The sequence below is a fragment of the Staphylococcus sp. ZWU0021 genome (genome assembly GCF_000798895.1).
In the GTDB taxonomy this organism is placed as follows: Bacteria; Bacillota; Bacilli; order Staphylococcales; family Staphylococcaceae; genus Staphylococcus; species Staphylococcus saprophyticus.
In genome coordinates, this window is sequence record NZ_JTLN01000012.1 from 1 (window position 1) to 17,105 (window position 17,105).

Below are 17,105 nucleotides of genomic sequence, written 5' to 3' on the forward strand. Positions count from 1 at the left end.
TTCTTATGCAATTGCAAGGCAATTGTAAACCAAAGTAGCTTACCAACTTGTTGGTTAGTGTTACACAGTAGCTGACTGAAGCTAAATGCACACAAGCATGTTTTTTAGCATTCTAGTCAGCCTTGTGGGGGCGGGACAACGAAATCATTATTAAAAAGCTGATTTCTGTCCCGCTCCCTTATGCAATTGCAAAGCTAAATGACCATGCTTGGTATTTTAATCCGTATCAAATCCGTATCACTGGTGTATTAAAGTCGTTTGCAGTTTGACCTGAAATAAGGTTGTAAATTTTAGTAGCATGTATCTCATTAGTAAATAAATTTGCGTTTTGTTTATTGACTTGCGTCACAAAGTTTCTTTCTGGAAACGATTTTTTAATTTGTTTTAAATACTGTTGTCCACGTTCAGACATGCCTAGGATACGCACAGCGTTAATTGAGGCAGGCTCATCATGTTTTTTAAAATTTAAAAGTATATTCATAAGTAAACGCTGAATGTGCGTATAGGTATAACGTTTCGTTTTTAATAGCGTCATTAAATGTTCAAAACTTGTCGCTTGTTCAATAGTTTGAAGTATGCGATTTTCAATGCCTTCACTCATGGTATAAATCTGTGCTAATGATGTGGCATCTTGGCTTAAAATTGCATATTTTAAATAATTGAATGTATCCTCAATAGAGATATGAGGTCGTTCATAATGCTTATGTATCTCACATGGTACGACATCTTTCCAAAGATCCGTTTGATTCATTAATGATTGACGAATAGAAGTGCCGCTTGCAAATGTTTGGTGAGAGATTTCATTATCGTGATGGGCAGACTGAAATCGGGAAATCGTCCATGGTTGTATTGATGGTGCGTATGTTTGGATTGCTCTCACATAAGAAAGGCCTAATGTATTGTTGGGCGATGATAGCAAGTCATTATCAGTAATCAGTTCGCTTAAGATTCTTGGGTAGCTTTTGCCTTCTTTTAATTTTTCTAAAAATAGAGGTGATTGCTCAATTTTATCAATAGACTGTGCCAATGATAGAAAATCATCCATATTACCCGATTCGCTTCCAAATGATAAATGAGAAACTTTTAAATAATCTGCTATCTGCACAGCTGTTTTTGCGAAATATTGACCTGCAGACACTGATGCATAAGCTGGAAGCTCTACGACAAGGTCGACGGCACGTAATGCCATTTTTGCACGAGTGAATTTATTGTAAATTGCGGGTTGGCCTCTCATCACAAAGTTTCCACTCATGATTGCTATGGAAATGTCAGAGTTGGTTATTGACTTTGATTGTTGGGCATGGTATAAGTGACCATTGTGGAAGGGATTATATTCAGTGACTAGTGCAACGCTTTTCATTTGCAATTCTTCCTTTCAGAATTCATTATAGATATTGTAACAGATGTAACTGTGTTAAGAAAAAATCTTGACAACTTATATCTATAAAGTTAAAATAAATTTTGTGCTTGTTAGAGGTGAAGCCATATGAAATGGTCAATAACGCAATTAAGAAAATTCCAAGATAAACCTTTTGAATTCCATCAAACGGTTAATTTTGATCATTTAGTAAAATCATTAGATTTAATAGATCTATCAGATATTGATGTTGAAGGTGAATTAACCGTCAGATCAAGTGAAGTCATTGCAGATATGCATTTGACTGGGACGTATACGATGTCTTGTGCACGTACTTTAGTTCCTGTTGAAGTTCCTATTGATATCAAGTCTCAAGAGATTTTTGATTTAGAAGGATATGAGCAGTTTGAAAATGATGAAGATGAAGATGAACATTACCATGATGCAACAGACGGTATGATAAATCTAAAAGATATTGCTGAAGAACTAGTTATTATTGAAAAACCAATGCGCGTTTTTTCAAAAGAAAGCGATCAGATGTTACGAGAAGGTAATGGTTGGGAAGTTATTGACGAAGAACAAGCGGTTGAAATTGCGAAAGATAAAGCATCTGCTGAATCAGAGCAAATCGATCCTAGGCTTCAAAAACTACAACAATTATATGACGAAGAGCAATAGCGGATTTAGATAATCTATAGTATAATGGATTATTGAATCTGAAAATATCTATTTAGTGTTTGAATATAAGGAGGATTATCATGGCAGTACCAAAAAGAAGAACGTCTAAAACAAGAAAAAATAAACGTCGTACGCATTTTAAAATTTCAGTACCTGGTATGACTGAATGCCCAAATTGTGGAGAATACAAATTATCTCACCGTGTATGTAAGAACTGTGGTTCATACAAAGGCGAAGACGTTGTATCAAAATAATTTCATTTAATTATTAGGCTATATGATAACCTAATCTAATCGTTCATTAATTATTCACTTGATAATTTTTGAACGATTTTTTATTTTAGAGATAGTTACTCTATATATTCAACTGATAGGTTGTGTGAATCATATGGAAACAATAAATGCACAAATAATTATAAATAAAATTGAAGATCACGATGCGCAGTGGCTTTATCATCATTTTAGTGAATCATTTCAAGAAGTTTCATCTTTTGAAGAACTTGAGAAATTACTAAGTAATTATAATGCACTTAGAGGCGAAAATAATTTATATAGACATCTCAATATTAATCGACAAGATGAGTACATTTGGTTTGATAATAAAATGGCTACAGGTGCAAGTGTCACATTAAATAAGTACCAAGAGATTGTTGGAATGTCCTTATTGCCAATTGGTCATAACCATAATGCGAAACATACTAAATATAGCTATACCATTCCAATTAAAGAACCGTGCTTAGTTTATTGGGGTGGAGATAATGAATTAACGAATGACCATCATCGATTTAAACAACAACGTCATGCTTTAGATTTAGTGAGAGTTAAAGATGGTTATACATATAAAGGAAATCCAAATGAATGTGAGAATTACTATAGCTATGGAACATCAATCGTAGCGCCTGCAAATGGAGTAGTAGAGGCGATTGTAGATGGTATACCAGATAACTTACCCGGTGATAGTAATACTGTCCATCCAGAAGGTAATTATATTATTATTAAACATGGGCGTAATGAATATAGTATGATTGCACATATTAAACCATATTCTTTTAAGATTGAAAAAGGTGATATGCTATTGCGAGGACAACACATAGCAGAAGTTGGTAATTCAGGTAATACACCAGAGCCACATATACACTTTCAAGTTATGAAAGATAAGCATATTCAAGCGACACAAACATTAAAAATTCAATTTCAAAATGTTACAGCGCCTGTCAAAGGTGATATAGTAACATATAAAGGTGATAGTATTGTGGTAAAAGAAAAACACGAATTGTCTAAATTAGCAAAAGGCATACGTTCGAACATTACACACCTATTCAAAAGTTGAAAATAAATATATAAAGAGGCTATGTTATGGAAATAATAACTTCAGCACAAAATAATAAAATAAAAAATGCAAATAAATTAAAGAAAAAACGTGAGCGAGATAAGACTGGTCTTGCACTTATAGAAGGCTATCATCTTATAGAAGAAGCTTATAAAAGTAAAATCAAGATTCAACAACTCTATGTTGTTGATGCGGATAGAATACATGATGATATGATAAGTTATGCAGAAGAAGTATTTGAAATTAATTTAAAAGTTGCAGAAGTATTATCGGGAACTGTGACACCGCAAGGATTCTTTGCTGTTATTGAGAAACCTATCTACGAAAGTAATAATGCGAAGCAAGTGTTATTAATAGATTGTATTCAGGATCCAGGTAACTTAGGTACGTTAATCCGTACAGCTGATGCTGCAGGTATAGATTTAATCGTGTTAGAAAAAGGAACTGCAGATCCGTATCAAGATAAAGTAATGCGTGCAAGTCAAGGTAGTGTATTTCACATACCTATTTTAACGACAGAGTTAAGTGGTTTTATTGCTGATTTTGAGGGCGATGTTTATGGGACTGCGTTAGAAGATGCAGTTGTATATAATCAAATACCTAGTCAAGAGACATTTGCTTTACTTTTAGGTAATGAAGGTGAAGGCGTTAATGACAAATTACTCAGTCAAACAACGCAAAATCTAACAATTCCAATTTATGGTAAAGCAGAAAGTTTAAATGTTGCAATAGCAGGTAGTATTGTGATGTATCATTTGAAAGGTTGACCCTATCATAAATCATCGTATATAATAAATGTAATGATATTTAAATATGAACCCATAAAAAGACGTAAACTAAGTAGATACAGAAGTAAAAGGGAGATTATCCACGACTGAAAGATAATCCGATGTAGTTAGTTTTTTTCACCTTTTTGGTTACTTAAAGAAATTTAAGTCGGAAATCATTTCCGTTATCAATGACAACAAGTGTATGCTACGGCATAAATTTGGGTGGTACCACGGAAGACTTCGTCCCAGTTTTAAGGGATGGAAGTCTTTTTTTATGCAATTTTAAAATATAAATATAACAACTTAAAATTCAAGTAGGAGGGCTAAGTATGGCACAAACAGAAGCTATGGCTGAAATCAAGCAGCAGGCATTAGTCGATATTAATGAAGCTCAAAATGAAAAAGCGTTACAGGATGTAAAGGTCAAGTATTTAGGAAAAAAAGGTTCAGTTACTGGATTGATGAAACATATGAAAGATTTACCGAATGAAGAGAAACCTGCATATGGTCAACAAGTAAATGAAGTTAGACAAACGATTGAAAAGGAAATTCAAGCACGTCATGAATTACTGGGTAATGAGCAGTTAGAGCAACAATTGAAAGAAGAAAAAATAGATGTAACATTACCAAGTCGTAAAATTGCGATTGGTGCTAAACATCCGCTCACAAGAACCATCGAAGAAATTGAAGATTTATTTTTAGGTTTAGGTTATGAAATTGTTGATGGTTTTGAAGTTGAACAAGATTATTATAACTTTGAAGCGTTAAACTTACCAAAATCACATCCTGCCAGAGATATGCAAGATAGTTTTTATATAACGGATGAAATTTTAATGCGTACACACACATCTCCAGTACAGGCTAGAACAATGGAAAAACGCAATGGTGAAGGCCCAGTTAAAATTTTGTGTCCTGGTAAGGTTTATCGTCGTGATTCTGATGATGCGACACATAGTCACCAATTCACTCAAATTGAAGGGTTAGTTGTTGATGAAAATATTAAAATGAGCGATTTGAAAGGTACTTTAGAATTATTAGCTAAACAACTATTTGGTGAAGATAGAGAAATACGTTTACGACCTAGCTATTTCCCATTTACAGAACCTTCTGTTGAAGTTGATGTATCTTGTTTCAAATGTAAAGGTGAAGGTTGTAACGTATGTAAGCATACGGGTTGGATAGAAATATTAGGTGCTGGTATGGTTCATCCTAACGTTCTTGAAATGGCAGGCTTTGATTCAAATAAATATACTGGTTTCGCTTTTGGTATGGGACCAGATCGAATCGCTATGTTGAAATATGGTATTGAAGATATACGTCATTTCTATACAAATGATGTACGTTTCTTAAGTCAATTTAAAGCAGTAGAAGACAGAGGTGAAAAATAATGTTTATTTCTAAAGAATGGTTAGAGTCATATGTAGAAATTAATGAACAAGTTAATGTACTTGCAGAACGTATTACACGTACTGGAATTGAAGTTGACGATATTATTGATTATACAAAAGAGATTAAAAACCTTGTAGTAGGCTATGTACAATCCATAGCTGCACATCCAGATGCCGATAAACTTAATATATGCCAAGTTGATATTGGTGAAGCGGAGCCAGTACAAATCGTTTGTGGTGCGCCGAATGTAGATGCAGGCCAAACAGTGATCGTTGCAAGTGTTGGTGGCAGATTACCTGGTGGTGTGAAAATCAAACGTGCGAAATTACGTGGAGAACATTCTGAAGGTATGATTTGTTCATTACAAGAAGTTGGGGTGCCTAGTAATTTAGTACCGAAACAATTTGAAGATGGTATATTTGTATTTTCAACTGAAGTTAAACCGGGAACAGATGCATTAGATGCATTATATTTAAATGATCAAGTGATGGAATTTGATTTAACACCAAATAGAGCAGATGCATTAAGTATGATTGGTACAGCCTATGAGACTGCTGCACTATATAATGTTCCAATGACGAAACCTGAAACACAAAGTACAGAAACAAGTGATCAAACAAATGATGAAATTAGTGTCAACATTCAAAATGAAGATAAAGTACCATATTACAGTGCACGCGTAGTGAAAAATGTAACAATTGCACCTTCTCCAGAGTGGATGCAAATGCGTTTAATCAAAGCTGGTATTCGCCCAATTAATAATGTTGTAGATATCTCTAATTATGTATTAATTGAATACGGTCAACCGTTGCACATGTTTGATCAAGACCAAATTGGTTCCAAACATATAGAAGTGAGACAAGCTAAAGCTGATGAAGAGATGACAACTTTAGACAACCAGGAACGTCAACTAAAAGAAAATGACATTGTTATAACAAATGGAGAAACACCTATTGCGATTGCAGGTGTAATGGGCGGAGATTTCTCTGAAGTTACAGAAGCAACGAAGCACGTTGTAATAGAAGGCGCTATTTTTGATCCAGTATCCATAAGACATACATCACGTCGATTGAACTTAAGAAGTGAAGCATCTAGTCGCTTCGAAAAAGGTATTGCAACTGAATTTGTAGATGAGGCCGTTGATAGAGCTTGTTACTTATTACAAACCTATGCTGGCGGTTCAGTAGCACAAGGACGTGTTTCTCAAGGTGAACTTGGATCTTTCGTTACACCAATTGATATTTCAGTTTCAAAAGTGAATCAAACAATCGGTTTTGAACTCAGTGCTGAAGATATTGAATCTATATTTGTTCAATTAGGTTTTGAAACAACTAAAAATAAAGATGTACTCACTGTCATGGTGCCTTCACGTCGTAAAGATATTTCAATTAAGGAAGATTTAATTGAAGAAATCGCACGTATCTATGGTTATGATGAAATCCCTTCAACATTACCTGTATTTGATCAAGTAACACATGGCGCGTTAACAGATAGACAATCTAAATCAAGAATAATTAAAGCGACATTAGAAGGTGCTGGATTAAACCAAGCAATTAATTATTCACTTGTAGATAAAGACAGAGCAAAAGATTTTGCATTACAAGAACGTGAAACAATTGATTTACTCATGCCTATGAGTGAAGCTCACTCAACTTTACGTCAAAGTTTAATCCCGCATTTAATTGATGCAGTTGCTTATAATGTGGCACGTAAAAATAGCAATGTGCGATTATATGAATTAGGTAGCGTATTTTTTGCGAATGGTGAGGATGAACTTCCTGATGAAGTAGAATATTTAAGCGGTATTTTAACAGGTGATTATACAGTTAATCACTGGCAAAGTAAAAAAGAAACGATTGATTTCTTCGTTGCTAAAGGTATCGTTGATAGAATCGCTGAAAAGCTAGATATCCAATTTGAATATGAAGCTGGAGAAATAAATGGACTGCATCCAGGTAGAACAGCTTATGTGGAATTAAATGGCGAAATTGTTGGTTTCGTAGGTGAACTACATCCTAAAACTGAAAAGGACTATGACCTAAAACGCACGTATGTCTTTGAATTAAACTTTGATAAATTAATGTCAGTATCCGTTGGTTATATTAATTATCAAGCAATTCCAAGATTCCCAGGCGTATCAAGAGATATCGCATTAGTGGTTAATCGTGCAACACCATCAGCCAAATTAGTAAACATCATTCATGAACATGGTGGCAATATTTTACAAGAAGCAGAAGTTTTCGATGTCTATGAAGGTGAACATATGGCAGAAGATGAAAAATCAATCGCAATCCGTTTAGCTTATTTAGACACTGAACAAACATTAACGGATGATAAAGTGAACGCTGTACATGAAGCCATATTAGAGGCTTTAAAATCAGAGGGTGCAACGATTAGATAATGATTCACAAACATATATTTTAGATTTGATTTTGTAATATAAGATAAGCGAGTAGGATAGAAATCAAATTTTCTAATAGAAATTTCGAAGTCTCACCTATGCAATCAAGGCAAGGATGACTCGGATAAAGGTTTATTTGAGCTAAAGCGCATGCATAAGTCTAACTAGACTTTTTACGTGGCATACTGATGCTTTTGCATAAGAAGTGAGACATTACAATTTCAATTTCAATTCAGTCATCTACTCCCCAATTGAAAAAGCGTCTTAGACATCTATTTATGTCTAAGGCGCTTTTCTATTTAATCATTATATTTTTTTTGAACTAAATTTTCAGCTTTTTTACGATTGGCAAAATGTTTCTTGGAAATAGAATCAAGGTAAGCTATGCCTTTGCGTTCAATTATTTTAGCTGCAGTTAAATCTACTTTATTACTCGCTCCTTTAGGAATGTCTGTTTTAACTGATTGAGTTAAACGATCCATATGTTTAACGAATGCATACCTTGAAATAATACTTGCAGCTGCAATTGCAATGGATTTTGATTCACCTTTAGTCTCAAATTTCGTTTTATTACTGAATGGTAAGTCACTTAAGGCATAACGTTTATAAACACCTGCTTCGGCAAATTGGTCAATAACGATATAATCTAATTCAGTGGTATCAATTTTTTGAGTGACATTTTTGATCGCTTCATTATGCAATACAGCCTTCATCTTAACTTGAGACCAACCTGCCTTTTGCTTTTCATTATATTTCTCATTATTCATGACCAATAATGAGTGGGGGATAAAGGTAACGAGCTGTTCGGCTAGTTCAACAATTTTTGTATCTGTTAATTTCTTCGAATCATCGACTCCTAGCGCTTTCAAGATTTGTACATTTTTATGTGAGACATAGGCAGCACATACGGTCAATGGTCCGAAATAATCGCCACTTCCTGCCTCATCACTACCAATACATTGAAATTGGTTATATGAAATCGTTTGTTTGGTTGTTGAAGCTTTCTTACTGGATGGTTGTGATTTAGTAACATTAGGCAACAACTGTGCAGCGATACGTTCTGCATCCTTGCCTTGAAACATCACTTTGTTTGAATTATATATTGAAATAGAAGTTCCCTTGTATTTTGTTTTTGCTTTCATACCTTGGGATAGCTGTGATGTTTCAAAGGGTATTTTTGACATTAATTGCTGTATATCTGAATTGGTTAATTTATGTACAATATTTGTCATGTACGGTACCTCACTTTTTATATGAATAACTTATGTATTTAGACATTGAACATCATATCATATGTATGTAAGTGGTGTTAGGAGATAAATATATGATATTTTAATTATTGAAAGAAAATTTTAATTGTTATCGATAAAAAATAGCATTAATAACAAATATTTCTTATATAACAATTCTCATCTCTTACAAAATAATATTATGTCGTGTATAATGGTTCGTGAATATTCTAAAATACTAAATTACATACTTAATTGAAACAGATAGGAAAATAAGTTCGGAAATATATTAAAAAGTCAGGAGTTATGATATGGGCGAGTTTAAAAATCGGATTAACGTAACTATAAATGATCAACATTATACTATTGTCGGTGAGGACAATCCCGAGCATATCCGTTACGTTGCGCATTTAGTAGACGAAAGACTCAAAATGTTAGCTAGTAAAAGTGCTGGATTAGATACGACGAGAAAGGCGATACTTACAGCTGTCAATATTATGCATGAAAAAGTTCAATTAGAAGAAGAAAACCTTCGTCTGCAACAAGAAATAAAACAATTGAAAAATAGTGAAGACAAATGATTTTAGATTTGATTGTTCTAATTATTTTTCTTTATATTGGAATGATTGGTTTTAGAAGAGGTGCTTGGTTAAGTGCTTTGCATTTAACTTCTACTTTGTTTTCGTTATGGATTGCACAAAGATTTTATCATCAAATTGCTCAGCGATTAGAATTATTTATACCATTTCCCAAGACACGTGCATTTGATTTGAATTATGCTATTCAATTTGATAATATACACCAACGATTTGATCATATCATCGCATTTTTAATTATTGCGATCCTTACTAAAATCATATGTTATGGTATTATAGTGATTTTTGATAATGTGTTAAAATTTAAGCGTCCTAATGGCATAAGTCGAGTGATTGGTGTGATAATGAGTCTGATTTCTTCAATCATTATCAGTACTACATTGCTTTACACTATTTCGTTGTATCCATTAGAAATAGTGCAACAACAGCTTATAAGTGGGGAAATCTCAGAATTTTTAATATTACATACCCCCTATATATCCAACTATGTTGTGAATATATAGCGTGTTATAGATTAGAATGGTCTTATAAAATATAGGAGGTCAGGACACAATTAATTTACTGAATGCGTGCTACAGTAATCTGTCTTGACCTTTTTTTATGGAGTGAAAATAATGACAAAAAAAGATATTATTCAATTACTAGAAAAAATAGCGACTTATATGGAATTAAAAGGTGAAAATACGTTTAAAGTATCTGCATATAGAAAAGCTGCACAAAGTCTTGAAATGGACGAACGTACGTTAGATGAAATTGAAAATGTGACTGAATTAAAAGGGATTGGTAAAGGTGTAGGAGAAGTGATTGATGAATATCGTCAGTCAGGCCAATCAAGTGCATTAGAAGCATTGCAAAAAGAAGTTCCTGAGGGACTTATTCCTTTATTAAAAATACAAGGTCTTGGAAGTAAAAAAATTGCAAAGCTATATAAAGAATTAAATATTGATAGTAAAGAAGCACTGCAAGTTGCTTGTGAACAAGGAAAAGTTAGTGAGTTAAGTGGCTTTGCTAAAAAGACAGAACAGAATATCCTTGAAGCTGTAAAAGCTTTAGGCGCTAAGAAAGAAAAATATCCAATCGATCAAATACGTGGTTTAAATAGTGAAATTAATGACTATTTAGCTACAGTCAAGGATATAGACAAATACGAAGTCGCTGGTAGTTATAGAAGATATAAAGAAATGAGTAAAGATTTAGATTATATTATTAGCACAGATCATCCTACTTCAGTTCAACAGTCATTATTAAAAATGCCTAACATTGTTAAGCAAGTAGCAGTAGGTCAAACTAAGGTATCACTTGAATTAGCTTATGATGATGAAACGATAGGTGTTGATTTTAGGTTAATTGAACCTGCAGCTTTCTATCATACGTTACAACATTTTACAGGTTCAAAAGATCATAATATTAGAATACGACAATTGGCTAAAGAACAAGACGAAAAGGTAAGCGAATATGGTATTGAACAAAACAATGGGGAAATCATTCAATATCAAAGCGAAAAAGAAATATATGAACATTTTGGAGTGAATTGGATAGAACCTGCATTGAGAGAGGACGGAAGTGAATTTGATAAAAACTTAGATAATATTATCAAACTAACAGATATTCATGGTGATATCCATATGCATACGACATATAGCGATGGTGCATTTAGTATTGAAGATATGGTAAAAGCGAACATTGAGAAAGGTTATGAATTTATGGTGATTACTGACCATTCTCAAAGTTTGAAAGTTGCGAACGGCTTATCAGTCGAACGTTTATTGCGTCAAAATGAAGAAATTAAAGCACTAAATGAAAAATATAAGGAAATTGATATATACTCAGGTATAGAAATGGATATCTTACCTGATGGTCAATTAGACTATGATGATGAGATATTAGCGAAGTTAGATTATGTCATTGCTGCGATACACCAAAGTTTTAATCAGTCGCAAGAAGAAATCATGCGCAGATTGGAAAATGCTTGCCGTAACCCTTATGTACGCCATATTGCACATCCAACAGGTCGCATTATAGGTAAACGTCCTGGCTATGAACCAGACATAGATAAATTATGTCAACTTGTAGAAGAAACTAATACCATTTTAGAAATTAATGCAAATCCAAAACGTTTAGATTTAAATGCAGATACAGTTAAAAAACATCCAAATATACAGCTAACTATCAATACTGACGCACATCATGTCGAACATTTAGAATTTATGAAATATGGTGTTGCAACGGCACAAAAAGGATTTGTTACAAAAGATAGAGTGATTAATACAATGTCTCGAGAAGAATTTAAATCATTCGTTGAGAATAATATTAAACTGAAGAAATAGAGGGATTAGATGAGACAGAAATCTTTAAATGTCTTAGAATTCGATAAAATAAAAGCATTGATAGAAAATGAAACAATCAGTGATTTAGGTAAAGAAAAAGTTGTAGATATGGCACCGGCAACTGATTTTAACACGGTTGAATTTCAAATGAACGAAACAGATGAGATTTCACAAATTTATAACAAACATCGTATGCCTAGTTTAAGTGGATTAGCTAAAATATCCACGTATATTCATAGAGCGAAAATCGGTGGTGTACTCAGTGTTAGCGAATTAAATGTCATTAAACGCCTAATACAAATCCAAAATCAATATAAAACATTTTATAATAATTTATTAAATGAAGAAGAAACTATTAATTACCCTATTCTTAACGATAGAATGGAGCAACTCCCTGTATTGTCAGATTTATATCAAAGTATTCATCAAAAATGTGATACTTATGATTTATATGATAATGCAAGTTATGAATTACAAGGAATTAGAAGTAAAATTTCTAGTACGAATCAAAGAATTAAACAAAATTTAGACAAGATTGTTAAGAGTCAAGCTAACCAGAAGAAACTATCTGACGCGATTGTCACTGTACGTAATGAGCGAAATGTAATTCCAGTGAAAGCAGAGTATCGCCAAGATTTTAATGGTATTGTTCATGATCAGTCTGCTTCTGGACAAACCTTATATATTGAGCCCTCATCCATTGTAGAGATGAGTAACCAAATAAGCCGTTTAAAAAATGATGAAGCGATTGAAAGAGAACGCATCTTATCCGCATTGACAGTAGAAGTAGCTGAAGAAGCAGATGCATGTTTAATTTCAGAGTCAATCATGGGCCAAATTGATTTCTTAACAGCCAAAGCACGCTATGCAAGTTCAATTAAAGGAACCAAACCACAATTTACAAAAGATAGAACAGTTTATTTACCAAAAGCTTTTCATCCATTACTTGATAAGCAAACAGTTGTTGCGAATACAATTGAATTTGCACAAGATATTGAAACAGTTATTATTACAGGTCCAAACACCGGCGGTAAAACAGTTACATTGAAAACATTAGGCTTAATCATTGTTATGGCACAATCAGGTATACTTATCCCGACATTAGATGGTAGCCAATTAAGTATTTTTGAAAATGTATACTGTGATATTGGTGATGAACAATCTATTGAGCAATCACTTTCTACTTTCTCTTCACATATGAAGAATATTGTTGAAATTTTACAAGATACAACTAAAAACAGTTTGATATTATTTGACGAGTTAGGTGCTGGAACTGACCCGAGTGAAGGTGCTGCACTAGCAATGAGTATTTTAGATCATGTTCATGAAATAGGCTCATTAGTTATGGCAACAACGCATTACCCAGAGTTAAAAGCATATAGCTATAACCGAGAAGGTGTAATGAATGCCAGTGTCGAATTTGACGTCAATACATTAAGTCCAACCTACAAATTATTAATGGGTGTACCAGGACGTTCAAATGCATTTGATATTTCTAAAAAACTTGGGTTAAATATGAAAGTCATTCAAAAAGCAAAATCAATGATTGGCCAAGATGAGCAAGAAATTAATGAAATGATTGCTTCATTAGAATCTAATTCAAAACGCGTAGATGAACAACGTATCGAGTTAGATTATTTATTAAGAGAAGCACAAGATACACATGATGCTTTAGCTAAACAATACGAACAATATCAAAATCATGAAAAACAATTGATGAATGAAGCAAAAGAAAAAGCGAACCAACGTGTGAAATCAGCTACAAAAGAAGCTGACGATATATTAAAAGAACTGCGTGAATTGAGAGACCAAAAAGGTGCCGATGTAAAAGAACACGAGCTCATTGATAAGAAGAAACAACTTGATGATCAATACGAAGCCAAATCCCTAAAACAAAATGTTCAAAAGAAAAAATGGGATGAAATCAATGCAGGTGATGAAGTTAAAGTGCTAACTTATGGCCAAAAAGGCGAAGTTTTAGAATTGATTGATAATAATGAAGCGGTTGTTCAAATGGGTATTATTAAGATGAAATTACCATTAGAAGACTTAGAAAAAACGAAGAAAACGAAATCGGAACCAACGAAAATGATTAAACGAGAAAATCGTCAAAGCATTAAAATGGAACTCGATTTACGTGGCTATCGTTATGATGAAGCAATGGTTGCTGTAGATCAATATTTAGATCAAGCTGTATTGAGCAATTATGAGCAAGTTTACATTATTCATGGTAAAGGTACAGGTGCATTACAAAAAGGTGTGCAAAATCATTTAAAACGACATAAAAGTGTGGCATCATATAGAAACGGTATGCCAAGTGAAGGTGGATTTGGCGTTACCGTTGTAGAAATAAAATAATTGTGAGCAAGAGGTATGCAGATTTGTATAAAGTCTGTTATAATTTCTTCATCATTTGAAATTTAAGGAGGATTGGCAGTTATGGCAATCGTAAAAGTAACAGATTCAAACTTTGATGATAATATTCAATCAGGGGTCAATTTAGTAGATTTTTGGGCAACTTGGTGTGGTCCATGTAAGATGATTGCTCCAGTATTAGAAGAATTAGCTGGTGACTATGATGGCAAAGCTAATATTTTAAAATTAGATGTAGATGAAAATCCATCAACAGCTGCTAAATTTGAAGTTATGAGTATCCCAACTTTAATCGTTTTTAAAGATGGCGAACCAGTTGACAAAGTTGTTGGTTTCCAACCAAAAGAAAACTTAGCTGAAGTAATCGAAAAACACTTATAATAAATTGAGCAACTTTCTGGGACATTAATCTTGATTAATGTCCCAGTTTTCAATTTATAAGCATATCAATCAATTGAGAAACATTGCGAAGCTATTTTATAATATAAATAAATGTAAATTAAAACTATGTTGATATCATATAAAACCAAGCTATTTATTGAAAAATCGAACTATAAAATTTTGTGTGAAAGGAGGAGGACAATTTATGGAAACATACCAAGAAAAAATTAAGCAGAAACTGACAGTAGTACCAATAGAGCCCGGTTGTTACCTAATGAAAGATCGAAATGATCAAATTATATATGTAGGTAAAGCAAAGAAACTTAGAAATAGATTAAGATCTTATTTTACTGGTGCGCATGATGCGAAAACCACAAGACTTGTCGGTGAAATTCGAAACTTTGAATTTATCGTAACATCCAGTGAAACTGAATCGCTACTATTAGAATTAAATCTTATAAAACAATACCAACCGCGTTATAACATCTTATTGAAAGATGATAAAAGTTACCCTTTTATAAAAATAACGAAAGAAAAATATCCAAGGCTCATTGTAACGCGAACAGTGAAAAAGGGAAGTGGGAAATACTTTGGACCATATCCCAATGCATATTCAGCACAAGAAACAAAAAAATTACTAGATCGTATCTATCCGTTTAGAAAATGTGATAAAATGCCTGACAAATTATGCCTTTATTATCATATTGGCCAATGTTTAGGGCCTTGTGTGTATCCAGTAGATTTAGAAAAGTATGCTGAAATGACAAAAGAAATAACGGATTTTTTAAATGGAGAAGACAAAACGATTTTGCATAATTTAGAGCAAAAAATGCAAGAGTCAAGTGAATCACTAGATTTTGAACGTGCCAAAGAATATAGAGACTTAATACAACATATCCATAACCTTAATAAAAAACAAAAAATCACATCTTCTGATAATACGATTAGAGATGTGTTTGGTTACAGTATTTCTAAAGGGTGGATGTGTATTCAAGTATTCTTTATTAGACAAGGTAATATGATTAAACGAGACGCAACGATGATACCGCTCCAACAAACGGAAGAAGAAGAGTTCTATACATTTATTGGACAATTTTATGATTTAAATCAACATATTTTGCCTAAAGAGGTACATGTACCGAAACATTTGAATAAAGAGTTGATACAATCCGTTGTGGACACAAAAATTGTACAACCACTTAAAGGCAAAAAGAAAGATATGGTTGATTTAGCAAATCATAATGCAGAAGTTACGTTAGAAAATAAATTTGAACTCATTGCAAAGGATGAATCACGCACTGTTAAAGCGATTGAAGAGTTAGGCGATGTAATGGGTATACAAACGCCTATAAGAATAGAGGCTTTTGATAACTCTAATATCCAAGGTGTAAATCCTGTGTCTGCAATGGTGTCTTTCATTGATGGTAAACCAAACAAAAAAGGTTATAGAAAATATAAAATTAAAACAGTTGATGGACCCGACGATTATAAATCAATGCGTGAAGTGGTACGCAGGCGATATACACGTGTATTAAATGAGGGCAGTCCATTACCAGATTTAATTATTGTAGATGGTGGTAAAGGCCACATGAGTGGCGTCATTGATGTTCTAGAAAATGAATTAGGTTTAGATATTCCCGTTGCCGGATTGCGTAAAAATGATAAGCACCAAACGTCAGAAATTTTATATGGAGAGCAAGCAGAGGTTGTACCTATGAAAAAAAATAGCCAACCATTTTATTTGTTGCAAAGAATTCAAGACGAGGTGCATAGATTTGCAATCACTTTCCATAGACAAACAAGACAAAAGACAGGATTACAATCTGTTCTAGATACAGTTGATGGAATTGGTGCCAAACGTAAGACTAAATTATTACGTACATTTGGGTCAATTAAGAGAATGAAAGAAGCAAGTGTAGAAGATTTAAAAAACTCTGGTCTTCCTCAAAATGTGGCTGAGAATCTTCATCACGCCTTATCCAATAATTCATAGATATAACTTTGTGGCATGAGAATCATTCTCATGCCCAATTTCTATTTAATTAGTGTTACAATAACAAATAACAGGAGTTCTTTTTTTACAAGTATATGGAAGCGTTTTCTAATTGAGAATGTTCTCAACAACCTTTTATTTAAACTGTAAACTACAACGTCTCAAAAATGCAGTGATGTTTAAATAATTATGCAATGTTATTGTGTTGTAAAAAACATACGTCACAAAAAAATCATTGTTCATAAGGTTTATATGAAAATTGCCATTACTTTGTACGGTAAA

General features: G+C 33.2%; 14 protein-coding genes. 12 read left to right on the forward strand and 2 right to left on the reverse strand.

Features of this window, described 5'->3' with window-relative positions:
* Positions 1-226: 226 nt before the first annotated feature.
* A complete protein-coding gene (locus L987_RS03825; protein ID WP_047503097.1) occupies positions 227-1,360 on the reverse strand; it encodes a nucleotidyltransferase in 1,134 nt (377 codons plus the stop codon).
* Positions 1,361-1,486: 126 nt separating this feature from the next.
* Between L987_RS03825 and L987_RS03830 the strand changes: the two genes are divergently transcribed.
* From L987_RS03830 to pheT, 6 genes are all read left to right on the forward strand, one after another.
* Positions 1,487-2,035: a YceD family protein gene (locus L987_RS03830; protein ID WP_002483644.1), complete on the forward strand. Its 549-nt coding sequence runs from the start codon at positions 1,487-1,489 to the stop codon at positions 2,033-2,035.
* Positions 2,036-2,115: 80 nt separating this feature from the next.
* Positions 2,116-2,289, forward strand: coding sequence for a 50S ribosomal protein L32 (gene rpmF / locus L987_RS03835; protein WP_011303391.1), 174 nt, complete (start codon positions 2,116-2,118; stop codon positions 2,287-2,289).
* Between the two features lie 133 nt (positions 2,290-2,422).
* Positions 2,423-3,364 carry a M23 family metallopeptidase gene (locus L987_RS03840; RefSeq protein ID WP_002483643.1) on the forward strand — a complete coding sequence of 314 codons (942 nt, stop codon included), beginning with the start codon at positions 2,423-2,425 and terminating at the stop codon, positions 3,362-3,364.
* Between the two features lie 26 nt (positions 3,365-3,390).
* Positions 3,391-4,131 (forward strand): TrmH family RNA methyltransferase, encoded by a 741-nt coding sequence (locus tag L987_RS03845; RefSeq protein WP_047503099.1) that lies wholly within the window; start codon positions 3,391-3,393, stop codon positions 4,129-4,131.
* Between the two features lie 332 nt (positions 4,132-4,463).
* Positions 4,464-5,522, forward strand: a complete 1,059-nt coding sequence (gene pheS / locus L987_RS03850) for a phenylalanine--tRNA ligase subunit alpha (protein WP_002483641.1) — start codon at positions 4,464-4,466, stop codon at positions 5,520-5,522.
* On the forward strand, positions 5,522-7,924 hold the full coding sequence (gene pheT / locus L987_RS03855; protein WP_047503101.1) for a phenylalanine--tRNA ligase subunit beta: 2,403 nt from the start codon (positions 5,522-5,524) through the stop codon (positions 7,922-7,924). Before pheS ends, pheT begins: the two co-directional genes overlap by 1 nt.
* 299 nt (positions 7,925-8,223) lie before the next feature.
* Here pheT and rnhC read toward each other — a convergent pair whose 3' ends face one another.
* The gene (gene rnhC, locus L987_RS03860) at positions 8,224-9,156 is read right to left on the reverse strand and encodes a ribonuclease HIII (RefSeq protein WP_011303387.1); all 933 of its coding nucleotides are present in this window, start codon (positions 9,154-9,156) and stop codon (positions 8,224-8,226) included.
* A gap of 308 nt (positions 9,157-9,464) precedes the next feature.
* Here rnhC and zapA point away from each other — a divergent pair, with 308 nt between their 5' ends.
* The 6 genes from zapA to uvrC all read left to right on the forward strand — a co-directional run bounded on the left by zapA (position 9,465) and on the right by uvrC (position 16,823).
* Positions 9,465-9,734, forward strand: coding sequence for a cell division protein ZapA (gene zapA / locus L987_RS03865; protein ID WP_002483638.1), 270 nt, complete (start codon positions 9,465-9,467; stop codon positions 9,732-9,734).
* Complete coding sequence (locus tag L987_RS03870) at positions 9,731-10,252, forward strand: CvpA family protein (RefSeq protein WP_047503103.1); 522 nt, start codon at positions 9,731-9,733, stop codon at positions 10,250-10,252. Before zapA ends, L987_RS03870 begins: the two co-directional genes overlap by 4 nt.
* Before the next feature lie 111 nt (positions 10,253-10,363).
* Positions 10,364-12,076, forward strand: coding sequence for a DNA polymerase/3'-5' exonuclease PolX (gene polX / locus L987_RS03875; protein WP_047503105.1), 1,713 nt, complete (start codon positions 10,364-10,366; stop codon positions 12,074-12,076).
* 9 nt (positions 12,077-12,085) lie between these two features.
* Positions 12,086-14,434: an endonuclease MutS2 gene (locus tag L987_RS03880; protein ID WP_011303384.1), complete on the forward strand. Its 2,349-nt coding sequence runs from the start codon at positions 12,086-12,088 to the stop codon at positions 14,432-14,434.
* Between the two features lie 81 nt (positions 14,435-14,515).
* Positions 14,516-14,830 (forward strand): thioredoxin, encoded by a 315-nt coding sequence (gene trxA / locus L987_RS03885; protein WP_011303383.1) that lies wholly within the window; start codon positions 14,516-14,518, stop codon positions 14,828-14,830.
* 205 nt (positions 14,831-15,035) lie between these two features.
* Complete coding sequence (gene uvrC, locus L987_RS03890) at positions 15,036-16,823, forward strand: excinuclease ABC subunit UvrC (RefSeq protein WP_011303382.1); 1,788 nt, start codon at positions 15,036-15,038, stop codon at positions 16,821-16,823.
* Positions 16,824-17,105 lie beyond the last annotated feature (282 nt).